Raw genomic sequence first — 14,395 nt, 5'->3', positions numbered from 1 at the left:
AATGGATAAAGAAATAGTAATTTTACTAAATATGGGTGGGCCAAATAACCTTAGTGAGGTTAAGGTTTTTTTAAAAAATATGTTTAATGACAAATATATTTTGCCACTAAAATCAGCGTTTTTGCGCAGTATTTTAGCCTGGTTTATAACCGCTATGAGACAAAAAGAAGCCAGTGAGAGCTACAAGGCACTTGGTGGCAAATCGCCTATCGCAGGGCTTAGCAAAAGCCTGTGTGAAAAGCTAAACGCAGCGCAAAATCGCTTTCATTTTGACTTTGCTATGAACTACACGCCGCCTTTTGCTAAGGATGTTTTGGCTCGCTACAAAGGTGCTAAGAAAATCACCTTTTTCCCACTATATCCGCACCACTCGCAAACTACGGTGCTCTCAAGCCTAGATGATGCCACCGCAGCTGCTAAAATGCATGAAATCAGTGGGATTAAAATAATAGAGCCTTTTTATGCAGATGAGAGTTTTAATAAAATTTTGATAAATGATATTAAAAAAACCTGCGCCGAGAACGGATTTAGCCCAAATGATACGCATTTGATTTTCTCAGCTCACAGCCTGCCAGTTAGCATTATAAAAGCTGGAGATTTATACGAAAAGCACATAAATGCGCATGTTAGCTTGCTTAGCAAGAGCTTAGATTTTAAAGGCATTCATCTAGCTTATCAAAGTCGCCTTGGGCCTGTGGAGTGGCTGGGGCCTAATATCTCTGCTGTTTTAGAAGGGCTAAAAGGGCAAAATGTGCTTGTTTATCCTATTAGCTTTTGTATAGATTGTTCAGAGAGTGATTTTGAGCTTGATATAATGTTTAGAGAACACGCTAGCAAGGTGGGCGTAGCAAAATATGCTGTGGTAAAGGCACCAAATGATAGTGATGGGTTTGTGAATTATATCATCCAAAAATGTGAAAACTCGTGTTAGCAAATCGTCTCGCACATCTATTTTGACTAATCGCCTTTAAGTGGTGGCCCCAGATGAACTATCTGTTCTATCCTTGCACCGCCACCAAGGCGATTAACCACACTAGACGCAGGGTACTAGAATTGCCAGTGCTAAGGAATTCTAAAATTCCGTCATTGTGAAAATTCCGTCATTGCGAGGGAGCAGAGCGACCGAAGCAATCTCGTTCAAAACTTAACAAATGAGATTGCTTCGCTTTACCCCTCAATGACGAATTTTATGGAATTCTAAAATTCCGTTCAAAATTCCGTCTAAAATACCCCCGCACCCCCAAAAATCCTAACAAAAAACTAGAATTCCCTAGCAAAAATAGCAATTTTTATGCTAAAATCAAAGAAAAATTTAGGATAAAAAATGCGCATAATTTTGTTTTTAATTTTGCTTTTAGCAGTGCTTTTAATCATAGCTTTAAGCGATGAAATCATCAGTAAAAAGAGTAAAGGCGTGATTTTAGTGGTGCTTGTGCTAATTTTTGGTGGAGTGTATTTTTTCAGCCAAAGTTCGCAAAACTCACAAAATGAAAGCACAGAACTACTACTAGCTTATGAACAAGGCAAAAGCCTAAAATGCGGTGCTTTGGAGGTAAATGCGAGCAATTTTAACTTTGAGTATGGCACGCAAAGTTTTGTGGCTAAAAAAGGCGCAAAAGCTTTTGCCGGTCAAATCATAGCGATCAAAGACTGCGAGATAAAAGAGCAATGAAAGATTTGATTGCTAAGCTTGATTTGAGTGCGTATATTTCTAGCTTTGAGAGTTTTTTAGCTAGGCAAAAACCGCTTTTTGTAAATGGTGATCTAGCCCTAAACTTTGCTAGGCTTGGTGAGCTTAGTAGCGCAAACCTAAGTGCGCCAAAGCCAGTAATAGCACTAAGTGATGCTATTGAAAGGCTAGGGCTCATGGCAGTGCTTCATATTAGCGAAATATACGAGTTTAGCAAGATTATTAGCTATTTTATTTACCTAAAAAATCAGCAAATCGGCACAAAAACTGATGAATATCTAGCCAAGATTGAAATTCCTGATAAAATTGCTGAAATTTGTTCTTATTTTGCAGAAAATGGCGAGCTAAAAGACAGCGTTGATGAAAGGCTTATTAGCATTAACGAGGCCATGAGGCGTTTAAAAAGCCAGATTGATGAGAGCTTGCGCTCGCTCATGCGCTCAAAGTCGCTTGCTAACTATTTAGTTGATTTTAATGTGCATTTTATCAGCGGATGCGAGTGCTTGCTACTTAGAGGTGGCTTTAATGCTAGTATAAAAGGTGCTGTCATGGGACGCACGCAAGCTGGGTATTTTTATGTATTTCCTAGTAGCATTGAAGCCCTAAAAAACGAGCAAAGCGCACTGCTGGACCGCAAAGAAGAGATTATTTACGAACACGCTAAGCGCATTTCTGCGCTTTTTAGCCAAAATGTGAAGTTTTTGCGCTTTATTGATGGCGCATTTGATTATATAGACGCACTTTTAGCTAGAGTGTTTTTTGCTAGAAGTCGTGATTATAGCTTTGTTATGCCTAGTAATGACGGAGTTATTAAGCTTTGTGAGTTTGCTCACCCTGCGCTAAAAAATCCCAAGCGAATTAGTATAGATTTTACTCGCTCAGTCCTACTAGTAACTGGCGTAAACGCAGGCGGTAAATCAATGCTGCTAAAAAGCGTGCTAAGTGCTGCATTTTGCGCAAAATACTTGCTACCTCTTTCAATAAATGCTAGCAAGAGCAAAATCAGCTCTTTTAAAGAAATTGATGCAATCATAGAAGATCCACAAAATGTAAAAGACGATATATCAACCTTCGCTGGTCGTATGCAAAGCTGGAGCAAGCTTTTTGGCAAAAAAAATCTACTTTTAGGCGTGGATGAGATAGAGCTAGGCACTGACGCTGCTGAGGCAGCTGCGCTATATAGCGTATTGATTGAAGAGCTTATCAAAAATGGTATCAAAATGATAATCACCACGCATCACAAACAGCTTGCGCTAAATCTATCTAAAAACGAAAATGTAGAGCTTCTAGCGGCTTTATACGATGAGAAAAACTCTCGTCCAAAATACGAGTTTTTAGCTGGGATTATCGGTAAATCTTATGCTTTTGAGACAGCTTTGCGCTACAGCGTGCCGCCAAGTATAGTAGAAGCTGCTAGAAAGCTAGGTGGGGGCGAGAGCTTTAATGAAGCGATCACAAAAGCAATAAACTTGGAGCTTGAGCTAAAAACTAAAATAAAAGCCACTGATGAAAAAAGCGCAAAGCTTGATAGTCTAATAGAAAATCTAAAAGAGCAAAAAATCGCCGCAAATGACGAGCTAAAAGCGCTTAGAGCCAAGCTTGAAAGAGAGTTTTTCTACGCAATTAGCGAGGCAAAAAAAGCTATAAATCTAAAAGATACCAAAGAAAAGCAGCGCAGCATAAACAAAGCAAACGAGCTAGCAAAAGCCATAGAAAAACCACAAATTGCCCCAGCACCTGTGCTAAAAATCGGCGATAGCGTAAAATATGGCAATATCAAAGCCAAGGTGCTAAGTCTAAGCAAAAATGATGCTAACATAGAAGCAAACGGCATAAAAATGCGTGTGCCGCTAACCTCGCTAAAAAAAGGCGGCGTGATAGTGCAGTCCCCAGCCACAGCGCAGGTAAAAGTAGAGGCTGCGCGCTCTGCTAGCGTGATGATAGACTTGCACGGACTGCGTAGCCAAGAGGCAGTAGAGAGGCTTGATAAGTTCATCTCTGATGCGCTTTTAGCTGGGCTTGATGAAGTGCTTATAAAGCACGGCATAGGCACTGGCAAGCTAGCTTACGCAGTAAAGGAGTTTTTAAAAGCTCATCCTAGCATAAAGGGCTTTAGAGATGGGGCCCCAAACGAAGGTGGCTTTGGCTCAAAGATTGTGAAATTATAGGGCAGGGCTTGTGAAATTTCTAGGAATTCTAGAATTCTTAAATCTAGAATTCCTAAATTTAAGAATTCCTAAATTTAAGAATTCCTAAATTTAAGAATTCCTAAATTTAAGAATTCCTGGGAATTCTAGAATTCCTAAATTTAGAATTCCTGGGAATTCTAGAATTCCTAAATTTAGAATTCCTGGGAATTCTAGAATTCCTAAATTTAGAATTCCTAGGAATTCTAGAATTCCTAAATTTAGAATTCCTGGGAATTCTAGAATTCCTAAATTTAGAATTCCTGGGAATTCTAGAATTCCTAAATTTAGAATTCCTAGGAATTCTAAATTTTAGTTTTAAAAGGATAAAAAATGAATTATTTTTACAAAAAAAAGTTTTTGCTTGAAAGCGAGCTAAAAAAGCTAGGATTTTTGTCAATGATAGCGATAAAAATCGATGACTACGATAGAATCATCACCTCTTATAGCAAAAAAGCTATAGAAAATATTATAAATATTTTTGATAAAAAATTGCGTGATTTTGCTAGTTTTTGCGGACTTGAGGTTAGACGCTTGGGCGATGTGCGCTTTGTGCTATTTTGCCCTAGATACTGCGATATAGAAAAGCTCTGCGCCGAGCTTAGCTCGTTTTTTAAGGGCTATGAGATTGCTTGCAAGGACATCCGCATTCACATTTCTACTAGCATTGGCGGGGCTTTTGGGCAAAAAAATGTGCTAAATGAGGCTCTCATGGCACTAGAGTTTGCTAAAACTCACAAGCTTGATTATGTGCTTTATAGCGATGATTTGGGCTTAGCAAGCAAGCTTGAGCGCGAAAAGTTTATCTATGATTTGATAGAAAAAGCGATGAGCGATGATAAGATTGTGCCGTATTTTCAGCCAATTTTTGATAGAGATGGCAAGATTAGCAAGTATGAAACGCTAGCTCGCATCGTTGATAGCGATGGGCGTGCGATACTGCCTGGCGTGTTTTTGGAGTATTCGCGCCACATCAAACGCTATGTAGATCTATCTAAAAAGCTGATTTTACAAGCCTTTTCTCGCATTAATGACAATACCGAGGTAGCTTTAAGCATAAATATGTCAATCTCTGATATGATAGCAAACCCACTTAGGGATCTAATCATCAAAGAAATCGACCGTCGCAAAATAGGCAATCGTGTGATAGTAGAGATTTTAGAAAACGAAAATCTTTGCGCAAGCAATTCATCAAAGGTCAAATACTACATCCAAGCCCTAAGAGAAAGAGGCGTCAAAATCGCAGTAGACGACTTTGGCTCTGGTTTTTCAAACTTTAATTTGCTCTTAGAGATTGTGCCTGATTATATCAAAATCGATGGAGAAATCATCAAGCGCATTTGCGAGGATGAAAAGGCTAGAAAAATGGCAGAGACGATAATCGGCTTTGCTAAGCACCTTGGGGCAAAAACTATCGCTGAGTATGTAGCAAACGAGCAAATCTATAATAAATGCTTAGAGCTTGGTATAGATGAGTTTCAAGGCTTTTATTTAGGGCAGCCACGAGCTGAGTTTTAACAAACTAGCTTAGGAATTCTAGATTTTGCCTTAGGAATTCTAGATTTTATTCTAGGAATTCTAGATTTTTGGGGGTTAGGGGGTATTTTTAGAAATTCTAGAATTCCTAGAATTTTTATCCTAGAATTCTAGAATTCCTTAGCTTTTTTGCCCTAGGAATTCTAGATTTTATAATAAAGGCAAGCAGATGAAAAGTACAAAAGAGCTAGAACAAGCCGCAAAATATTTTATCCAAAAATACAAAGACAAAAGTAATGAAAAAAGCGACGCACAGAGCTTTTGGATAGATTTTCTAGGTATTTTTGTAGATGAGCCAACGCAAAAAATAAATTTTGAAAAAACAGTCCCACTCGGCCACACAAGCTTTATTGACGCTTATATCCCACACGCAAAGACCTTGATAGAACAAAAAAGCTCAGGCATAGACTTAAACAAAGCTAAAAAGCAAAGCGATGGTAGCGAGCTAACGCCTTTTGAGCAAGCGGGGCGCTACAATGACGAGCTACCTTATAGCCAAAAAGCACGCTATATCATCGTTTGCAACTTTGATGAGTTTCACATCCACGATATGGAAAGCCCCAAAGACCCACCGCAGATAATAAACTTCACAGACCTTACAAAGCAAATCCACCGCTTTACCTTTTTAAACGAGAGCAAAAACGATGAGCTAAAAGCCCTTGCCCTTGCTAAGCAAAGCGAACTAAGCTTTAAAGCAGCAAGGCTCATAAAACAAATCCAAGACGAGCTAATCGCACTCTACGCAGCCGCCACGCCAAGCGGCGAGCCAAGCGAGCAGGATTTTGCTAGTATAAATATGCTTTTAACTCGCCTTGTGTTTTGCTTTTATGCCGATGATAGCGGCGTTTTTACAAGGCACGATATGTTTGGCGCATATCTTGCCACGCACAAAGCAAACATGCGTCAAGCGATTTTAGATGTTTTTAGCATGCTCTCTACACCAGAGCACAAGCGCAGCAAGTTTGCAGACCCAGAGCTTCTAGCCTTTCCTTACACAAACGGCGGACTTTTTGAGTTTTACGATGAAAACATACCGCAGTTTAACGACAAATTAGCCGAGCTTATCATTAATGAAGCTACTTTTGGCTTTGATTTTTCTCTTATTAGTCCTACGATTTTTGGCGGACTTTTTGAAAGCACGCTAAATCCAGAGACCAGACGCAGCGGCGGCATGCACTACACTAGCATAGAAAACATTGAAAAGCTCATAAAGCCGCTATTTTTAGATAAGCTAGAAAGCGAGCTAGATGAAATAATCGCTATCAAGCAAAAAGACACAAAAGATAAAAAGCTAATAGAATTCCAAAAAAAGCTTGGCTCGCTTTGCTTTTTTGACCCAGCTTGCGGCAGCGGGAATTTTCTTACTCAGACCTTTTTATGCTTACGTGAGCTAGAAAACAAAGCTCTAAAAGAGCGTTTTACAGACAAAAGCGGCACATTTCAAGGCGTTTTAGAGGGCTTTGATACCTGTGGCATTTGCGTGGATATAAATAACTTTTATGGCATAGAAATAAACTCTTTTGCCACCGCAGTAGCCAAAACAGCCCTACATATCGCAGACAAGCAAATGCGCAAAGCCACTAACGAGCTAATTCACACAAACTTAGAGTATTTGCCTTTGCGTGATTTTGAAAATATCCTTTGTGCTAATGCTTTTGATGTTTCGTGGCATGAGCATTGCCCTAAGGCTGATTTTATCATCGGCAATCCGCCTTTTGTCGGCGCAAGAATGATGAATGAAACACAAAAAGCAGATTTAATAAAAGCTAGCAATAACGCCAAAAACGAAGGCAATTTAGACTATGTTACAGCTTGGTTTTTCAAAGCTTGCGAGTATATGAAACAAAGCCCAAAAACTCGCACAGCCTTTGTCGCTACAAATAGCATTTGCCAAGGCGAGCAAGTAGCATTGCTGTGGAAACCACTATTTGAAAGTGGAGTTAGCATAGACTTTGCCTACACTAGCTTTAAATGGGATAATAGCGTAGATTTTGGCACAGGCAAAAAAGAAAAAGCTGATAAAAAAATGGCAGCTGTTTATGTAATAATCGCAGGTTTTAGCCTAAATAACAGCAGCCAAAAATATATTTTTACAGGGAATTCTAGAATTCCAGCTAGTAACATAAATGGCTATTTAGCAGATGCGCCAAATATTGCTATTGAAAGCCGCTCAAAGCCACTTTGTGAATTTGTCCCAGAAATGACTAGGGGTTCAGAGCCAAACGATGGCGGAAATTTGATTTTAAGCCAAGATGAAAAAGATGAAATTCTAGCTAAATATCCAAATGCTGATAAATTTATAAAGCAGTTTATGGGAGCAGAAGAGTTTATAAATGGTAAACTTCGCTATTGTCTTTGGCTAGTAAATGCTAACCCTAGCGAACTTAGTAAAATTCCACCTATTATGGATAGAATAAAAGCGGTTAGAGAAAATAGATTACAAAGTAAATCGGAAGGCACCAGAAAATTTGCTGATAAACCTACAATTTTTAAACTATGTCGTCAACCTAAAAGCAATTATATTGTTATCCCAAGAGTTTCGGGCGAAAATAGAATTTATGTGCCTATCGGCTTTGTATCAAGTGATATTATCGCTAGTGATGCTATACAATTTATCCCAAATGCTACTTTGGCTGATTTTGCTATTCTTACAAGCTCGGTTCATATGGAGTGGATGAGAGCAGTAGCAGGCAGACTAGAAACGCGCTATCGTTACAGCAATACAATAGTTTATAATAACTTCCCTTTTGCTAGTCTTGATGAAAAAGATAAAGAAACACTTACAGCCGCAGCACAAGGAATTCTAGATGCTAGGGCAGAGTTTAGTGATAGTTCTTTGGCTGATTTGTATAATCCACTCACAATGCCAGCAAACTTGCGCAAAGCCCACGAGAGAAACGACCAAGCCGTGCTAAAAATCTACGCCGTAAACAAAACCGCCACCCCAAGCGATATAGTAAAAGAGTTATTTACTCGCTACGAAAAAGAAGTAAAAGCTAGGGAATTCTAGAATTCCCAATCTAGAATTCTAGAATTCCCTGGCCTTGTGTCATCCCCCGACTTGATCGGGGGATCTCATTATAAATAAATTTAGAATTCCCTATAGAGATCCTCGGGTCAAGCCCGAGGATGACATAGTAGGGAATTCTAGAATTTTAGATTTATAAATTCTAAAAATTATGCTAGAATTTGGTATTTGTAATAAGGAGAAGTTATGCTAGTGGCAAATGGATATTTTGATGGCGATAGTATAAAGACTTTTGAAAACTTTAAAGCGCAGAAAAATCAAAAAGTGATTATCACTGTGCTTGATGAGTTTGTAAATGAGCAAAAATCAGCCTTTGGCTTGCTAAAAGATAAAATCGTAAAAATCAGCGATGATTTTGATGCGCCACTTGATGAGTTTAAGGACTATGAGTAATGTATTTGCTTGATACTCATGTTTTGCTCTGGTATTTTATGGGGAGTGAAAAGCTAGGTAGCAGAGCAAAGAATGCAATTGAGAAAAACCTTTGTTTTTATAGCACTGCTACTTTGTGGGAGCTTGGGATAAAGCAAGGTATAAATAAAATTGATTTAAAACTCAAAATAAGCGAACTTGAAAACATTTTTATAAAAAGTGCTTTTTTAAAGCTTGAAATAAATGCTAAGCAAATTGATAGACTAAAAAATCTTGCTGATATTCATAAAGACCCTTTTGATAGACTACTTATCGCTCAGGCACTAGAAAACAATCTTTGTTTAATCACAGCTGATGAAAATATACTTTTATATGATATAAAAACTTTGGACGCAAGAAAATAATATTTGTGATTCTAGGGAATTCTAGAATTCCTTAAATTAGAATTCCCTAGAATTCAAAACTAGAATTCTAGAATTCACAAAGAGAATTCCCTAAAAAAACCCCGCACCCACAAGAAAACCAAATAAAAAAAAGCGCAAAATTAAGCTTTAATTTAAAATAAAAAGGCAAAATTACACAATTTTAAATTATAAGGTAAATTGTGGATTCTTTTATCACAGGCATTTTGCTAGGGCTTGGCGTGGCTATACCGATTGGTCCTTTAAATATCCTTATAATGAACTATTCGCTTAGTTCTTTTGGGCGTGGATTTGCTCTGGGGATGGGGGCGATGAGTGCGGACATACTCTACTTTGTGCTACTTAGCCTTGGCGTGCTAGCAGTATTTGACAATCCTTGGATTTTTAAAAGCATTGCGATTTTTGGGGCGATTTTCTTGCTTTATATGACATGGGCGTGCTACAAAAACGCTAGTAAAATGCTAGCTAAAATTACTAGCACAGAGCGTGGCGAGAGCCTGCTTGCGTGCTATTTAAAAGGTCTTGGGCTAAATAGCATAAATCCTTTTATCATAGGCTTTTGGCTCTCGCTCTCATCCGTGATCGCAAGTAGCGCAAACTGGATGATTGCAGCCTTTGGCGTGCTACTAGCGCTTTTTGCTTGGGTGCTTGGGCTTAGTCTTGTAACATCGCTTGCTAGGCGCATTATCAGCGCTAAAGTGGCTAGAATTTTTTCGTATGTTTCGGCTGTGCTGATGCTGTTTTTTACTGCGTTTTTGATTTATAATACATTTTTAAAGGACATTTAGATGAAAACAATAGAGATTTTAACCGAGCTTTTGCGCTTTAAAAGTATCACGCCAAATGACGATGGAGCGATGAATTATATTTCAATGCTTATGGATGATTTTACTATCACAAATATAGACGAGGGCGGCACGAAAAATCTGCTTTTGATGCGTAAGTTTGGAGGTGGCGAGCATTTGTGCTTTGCTGGGCATATAGATGTGGTGCCACCTGGGCAGGGCTGGGATAGTGATCCCTTTGAGCCTGTTAGCAAAGATGGCTTTATCTACGCAAGGGGTGCGCAGGATATGAAAGCTGGCGTGGCGGCGTTTATTTCAGCCTGCAAAGATGCTAGTAAGACTAAATTTAACGGCACACTTAGCATGATAATAACTAGCGATGAAGAAGGCGATGGCAAATACGGCACAATAAAAGTGCTAGAATATATGAAAAAACAAGGAATTTTGCCTGATTTTGCTCTAGTGGCTGAGCCTACATGCGTCCAGTTTGGCGATACTATCAAAATCGGTCGTCGTGGCTCAATAAATGGTAAAATCATAGTGCGAGGCAAGCAAGGTCACGCAGCATATCCAAGCAAATGTATAAATCCAGTCCATCAAATAGCCCCACTGCTAGCAAAAATAGCAGGGCATGATATGGACGGGGGCAGCGAGTTTTTTGAGCCTTCAAAAATCGTGATAACTGATATTAGAGGTGGTATGGAGGTAGTAAATGTAACTCCAGCCGATATTAAAATCATGTTTAATGTGCGAAACTCAAACCTAACTAGCTTAGAGAGCGTAGAAAACTACATTAAAAGCGTGTTTGCAGGGCTTGATTTTGAGCTAAATATCGCACAGACATCAAAGCCTTATCTAAGTGATAAAAATAGTAAAATCGTGCGTGCTATCTCAATGGCTATAGAAAAGCACTGCACGACTATACCGCATCTTAGCACCACAGGTGGTACTAGCGATGCTAGACATTTAAGCGAGTTTGGCGTGAGTGTGGTGGAGTTTGGCGTGTGTAATGATAGAATTCATCAAATAAACGAGCGTGTTAGCATAGATGAAGTTAAAAAGCTAAAAGCGATTTTTACCGATTTAATAGATAGTTTTTAACGCTTTTTAAGGCTTTTTTGGCTAAAATCTGCGAATTTTTGTAGAGTATAAGGATAAAAATGAAACCTAAGCGAGTTTTAGTCAAGTTTTCTGGTGAGGCGCTAGCTGGTAGTTCTGGCTTTGGGATAGAACCTGAGGTTATCAAGTATATCGCTGGTGAGATAAAAAGTCTAGCTATAGCAGGCGTAGAGACTGGTATAGTAATAGGCGGTGGAAACATCATCCGTGGAGTAAGTGCTAGCCAAGGCGGCATCATAAAGCGCACAAGCGGCGATCACATGGGTATGCTAGCTACTGTGATAAACGCCATTGCGCTAAAAGAAGCCCTAGAGCATTTTGGGCTAAATGTCCGTGTCCAAAGCGCTATCAAAATGGAAGCGATTTGCGAGACTTTTATCATGGGTAGGGCTATCCGCCACCTTCAAAAAGGTCGTGCGGTGATATTTGCAGCTGGGACTGGAAATCCGTTTTTTACCACTGATACTGCGGCTACTTTGCGTGCTGTGGAGATCGAGGCTGATATGATAATAAAGGCTACAAAGGTAAATGGCGTGTATGATAAAGACCCAAATAAATTTGAAGGCGCAAAACTGCTTAGCACGCTAAGCTACGATGATGCTTTAAGAGATGATATAAAGGTAATGGACGATACATCAATTGCGCTAGCAAAGGATAATAAGTTGCCGATTGTGGTGTGTAATATGTTTGAGCCTGGTAACCTTGCTAAAATCATCGTGGATGGTGATCTAAGCGGCTGTTCTATAGTAAAATGAGAAAATATACTTGCGGTGGTGGTTACTATTTGCTAGTTTTTGCTAGCAAAATATAGCAAAGAGGCTAAAACACAAAACTAAAACAAAGGATGAAAATGAGAAGCGAACAAATAATAACAAAAGCCCTTGAAAAAGTAGGCGATGATAGATACAAGCTATCTTTAATCGTAGCAAAAAGAGCAGAACAACTAGGAAATGGTGCTGAGCCTCTCATAGATGATACAGCTAAGCTAAAAAATGTAGATATCGCTTTGCGTGAAATCGCAGAGGGCAAAATAAGCATTGATGACTAATGAACCGCAGTGATAATAGCCTAGAAGAGCTAATAGATAGAGTTTGCGCTTGCCACACGCTTGAAGATGCAAAGGATATCTTATATAGCGTAGCAAAACCTACTGGAATTTTGCTAAAAGCCGTAGACTACTGTATCAGCTCACACGATGGACAAACTAGAAAAAGTGGTGAGCCTTATAGCATACATCCTATTTTGGTAACTTCATTTGTCGCACATATGGGTGGCGATGAGAGTATGCTAATAGCAGCACTTTTACACGATGTAGTAGAGGATACTGAGTGTGATGAGGAGCAGCTTACCTTTGACTTTGGTAAGGATGTCTGCTCGCTAGTAAATGGACTAACCAAAATCGTCGCAATTCGCAAAGACGAGCTAGTAAGCTCTAGCTCAAACGAAAAGCTAACTGCTTCGGCTATGAGCTTTCGTAAAATGCTATTAGCTAGCATTGAGGATGTTAGGGTGCTATTTATTAAGCTGTGCGACCGCTTACACAATATGCTAACACTTGATGCTCTTCGCCCTGATAAGCAAAAGCGCATAGCAGAAGAAACGCTTGTAGTGTATGCGCCTATTGCCCACAGACTTGGAATTTCAGCTATAAAAAATATACTTGAAGATCTAGCCTTCAAGTATGTTATGCCTGAAGAATATGCTAAAATCGATGATTTTATCAATGATGCCAAGCAACAACTGCAGCTAAAAATCAATGAGTTTAGCCAAAAAGTAAGCGAGCAGCTGCTAGCAAATGGCTTTAGCGAAGATAGTTTTGAGATACAAAAACGCATCAAGCACTACTACTCAATCTATCTAAAAATGCAGCGCAAAGGCATTAGCTTAGAGGAGATTTTAGACTTGCTAGCTGTGCGTATCATCGTGCCTGATGAGCTTGATTGCTACTTGGTGCTTGGTATTTTACACACGAACTTTAATCCACTTATCGCTAGGTTTAAAGACTATATCGCACTGCCAAAGCAAAATGGATATCGCACCTTGCACACTACGCTTTTTGATGATCAAAGCATAATAGAGGCGCAAATCCGTACCTTTAATATGCATAAAACCGCCGAATACGGCCTAGCAGCTCACTGGAAATATAAGCATAGCGGTGCAGCAGCTGTAAAAACCGACTGGCTAAAAGACATCAGCCAAATCGACGAGCATGAAAAAACCCCAGAAGATCTCTACGAGTTTGCTAAAGATAGCTTGTATGTAGAAGATATCGCTGTTTACTCGCCAACTGGGCGAATTTTTACGCTGCCTAGGGGAGCTACTGCTTTGGACTACGCTTATGAGATACACTCTGAGGTAGGACTTCACGCAAGCGAAGCGTATATAAACAAAATCAAGGTGCCTTTGCTAACCGAGCTGAAAAACGGCGATATCGTGCGAATCATAACTGGCGATGAGCCAAAGTTGCGCTGCAGCTGGCTTAATAGCGTAAAAACTGGCAAAGCAAGGGTAACCATACGCAACTACTGCCGTCAAAAACTGCGTGAAATCAACGAAAAAGTCGCTAGAAAGATCATCTCAGCGATTTTCTCTCGCCCAGTAGATGTGATTGAAAGCTGGATATTAAGCGAAAATCTAAGCAAAAAAATCTTTAAGGTTTCTACTGATTCTGCGTTTTTACAAGATGTGGTAAATGCGCTTAAAAAATACGGCAAAGATAAAATTCTTGGCATCGGTGGTCTTGGCAAAAAATACGAAATCAAAAAACAAAAATGCGATAATATTGTTATTTATAGCAATTATAAAATAACATCAGCCGAGTTTGATTATTGTTGTAACCCTAAGCGTGGCGATGATATAATGGGCTTTCGCCACGGACACAGAGCTGTGGTTCACCACAAGCTTTGCGAGCGCGCATCTAAGCTAGTAGAAAGTGGCGAAGAGATGATTTTTGTAAAATGGACAAAGGTCGCACCTGATCGCTACAAAATCATACTAAGCTTGGAGAATAAGCGTGGGTCTTTGGCTGAGTTTTTAACAGACCTTGCTAAGCTAAAAATAGACTTAGTTACCATAAATCTAGCTGATGGCGGCGAGGAAGATAGTGCTGAGTACTTTGAGCTTGTTGTTCAAATAGTAGAAAATGTAGATAGCCAAAAGGTAATGGAAAGCCTAAAAAATAAGTATAAAATCGTGGAGTTTAGCTCGCTAGCTGATGCTTATTCTAGCTAGGAATTCTAGATTTGAGTTTAAGCTTG

At 39.3% G+C, this 14,395-nt stretch carries 12 protein-coding genes; all 12 read left to right on the top strand.

From position 1 onward, the window contains the following. The first annotated feature begins 1 nt into the window (after nucleotide 1). The 12 genes from hemH (at nucleotide 2) to PTQ34_RS01155 (ending at nucleotide 14,369) form a co-directional block, all read left to right on the top strand. A complete protein-coding gene (hemH, locus tag PTQ34_RS01210; RefSeq protein WP_273931650.1) occupies nucleotides 2-931 on the top strand; it encodes a ferrochelatase in 930 nt (309 codons plus the stop codon). Between the two features lie 393 nt (nucleotides 932-1,324). Continuing rightward, nucleotides 1,325-1,672, top strand: a complete 348-nt coding sequence (locus tag PTQ34_RS01205; RefSeq protein ID WP_273931649.1) for a hypothetical protein — start codon at nucleotides 1,325-1,327, stop codon at nucleotides 1,670-1,672. Continuing rightward, nucleotides 1,669-3,858: an endonuclease MutS2 gene (locus tag PTQ34_RS01200; protein ID WP_273931648.1), complete on the top strand. Its 2,190-nt coding sequence runs from the start codon at nucleotides 1,669-1,671 to the stop codon at nucleotides 3,856-3,858. The genes PTQ34_RS01205 and PTQ34_RS01200 overlap by 4 nt, the downstream gene beginning before the upstream one ends. Nucleotides 3,859-4,209: 351 nt before the next feature. Then, nucleotides 4,210-5,394 (top strand): EAL domain-containing protein, encoded by a 1,185-nt coding sequence (locus PTQ34_RS01195; protein WP_273931647.1) that lies wholly within the window; start codon nucleotides 4,210-4,212, stop codon nucleotides 5,392-5,394. A gap of 187 nt (nucleotides 5,395-5,581) precedes the next feature. Beyond that, nucleotides 5,582-8,422, top strand: a complete 2,841-nt coding sequence (locus PTQ34_RS01190) for a class I SAM-dependent DNA methyltransferase (RefSeq protein WP_273931646.1) — start codon at nucleotides 5,582-5,584, stop codon at nucleotides 8,420-8,422. Between the two features lie 204 nt (nucleotides 8,423-8,626). Then, nucleotides 8,627-8,833: a DUF2281 domain-containing protein gene (locus PTQ34_RS01185; RefSeq protein WP_273930896.1), complete on the top strand. Its 207-nt coding sequence runs from the start codon at nucleotides 8,627-8,629 to the stop codon at nucleotides 8,831-8,833. Next, the gene (locus PTQ34_RS01180; protein ID WP_273931645.1) at nucleotides 8,833-9,216 is read left to right on the top strand and encodes a type II toxin-antitoxin system VapC family toxin; all 384 of its coding nucleotides are present in this window, start codon (nucleotides 8,833-8,835) and stop codon (nucleotides 9,214-9,216) included. Before PTQ34_RS01185 ends, PTQ34_RS01180 begins: the two co-directional genes overlap by 1 nt. A gap of 200 nt (nucleotides 9,217-9,416) precedes the next feature. Further along, on the top strand, nucleotides 9,417-10,022 hold the full coding sequence (locus PTQ34_RS01175) for a LysE family translocator (RefSeq protein WP_273931644.1): 606 nt from the start codon (nucleotides 9,417-9,419) through the stop codon (nucleotides 10,020-10,022). After that, on the top strand, nucleotides 10,023-11,120 hold the full coding sequence (dapE, locus tag PTQ34_RS01170) for a succinyl-diaminopimelate desuccinylase (protein ID WP_273931643.1): 1,098 nt from the start codon (nucleotides 10,023-10,025) through the stop codon (nucleotides 11,118-11,120). Between the two features lie 59 nt (nucleotides 11,121-11,179). Then, nucleotides 11,180-11,893, top strand: a complete 714-nt coding sequence (gene pyrH / locus PTQ34_RS01165; RefSeq protein ID WP_273930892.1) for a UMP kinase — start codon at nucleotides 11,180-11,182, stop codon at nucleotides 11,891-11,893. A gap of 95 nt (nucleotides 11,894-11,988) precedes the next feature. Next, nucleotides 11,989-12,186, top strand: a complete 198-nt coding sequence (locus PTQ34_RS01160; protein ID WP_273930889.1) for a DNA-directed RNA polymerase subunit omega — start codon at nucleotides 11,989-11,991, stop codon at nucleotides 12,184-12,186. Then, nucleotides 12,186-14,369: a RelA/SpoT family protein gene (locus PTQ34_RS01155; protein WP_273931642.1), complete on the top strand. Its 2,184-nt coding sequence runs from the start codon at nucleotides 12,186-12,188 to the stop codon at nucleotides 14,367-14,369. The genes PTQ34_RS01160 and PTQ34_RS01155 overlap by 1 nt, the downstream gene beginning before the upstream one ends. Nucleotides 14,370-14,395: the final 26 nt, after the last annotated feature.

The sequence above is a fragment of the Campylobacter magnus genome, assembly GCF_028649595.1.
Classification (GTDB): domain Bacteria; phylum Campylobacterota; class Campylobacteria; order Campylobacterales; family Campylobacteraceae; genus Campylobacter; species Campylobacter magnus.
This window is presented reverse-complemented; position numbering and strand designations above follow the sequence as displayed.

Bases quoted from the DNA above. Each gene is read 5' to 3' on its own strand.
- hemH (WP_273931650.1), top strand. From the start codon at position 2: ATGGATAAAGAAATAGTAATTTTACTAAATATGGGTGGGCCAAATAAC.
- pyrH (WP_273930892.1), top strand. From the start codon at position 11,180: ATGAAACCTAAGCGAGTTTTAGTCAAGTTTTCTGGTGAGGCGCTAGCT.
- PTQ34_RS01190 (WP_273931646.1), top strand. From the start codon at position 5,582: ATGAAAAGTACAAAAGAGCTAGAACAAGCCGCAAAATATTTTATCCAA.
- PTQ34_RS01180 (WP_273931645.1), top strand. From the start codon at position 8,833: ATGTATTTGCTTGATACTCATGTTTTGCTCTGGTATTTTATGGGGAGT.
- PTQ34_RS01195 (WP_273931647.1), top strand. From the start codon at position 4,210: ATGAATTATTTTTACAAAAAAAAGTTTTTGCTTGAAAGCGAGCTAAAA.
- PTQ34_RS01205 (WP_273931649.1), top strand. From the start codon at position 1,325: ATGCGCATAATTTTGTTTTTAATTTTGCTTTTAGCAGTGCTTTTAATC.
- PTQ34_RS01185 (WP_273930896.1), top strand. From the start codon at position 8,627: ATGCTAGTGGCAAATGGATATTTTGATGGCGATAGTATAAAGACTTTT.
- PTQ34_RS01160 (WP_273930889.1), top strand. From the start codon at position 11,989: ATGAGAAGCGAACAAATAATAACAAAAGCCCTTGAAAAAGTAGGCGAT.
- PTQ34_RS01155 (WP_273931642.1), top strand. From the start codon at position 12,186: ATGAACCGCAGTGATAATAGCCTAGAAGAGCTAATAGATAGAGTTTGC.
- PTQ34_RS01200 (WP_273931648.1), top strand. From the start codon at position 1,669: ATGAAAGATTTGATTGCTAAGCTTGATTTGAGTGCGTATATTTCTAGC.
- dapE (WP_273931643.1), top strand. From the start codon at position 10,023: ATGAAAACAATAGAGATTTTAACCGAGCTTTTGCGCTTTAAAAGTATC.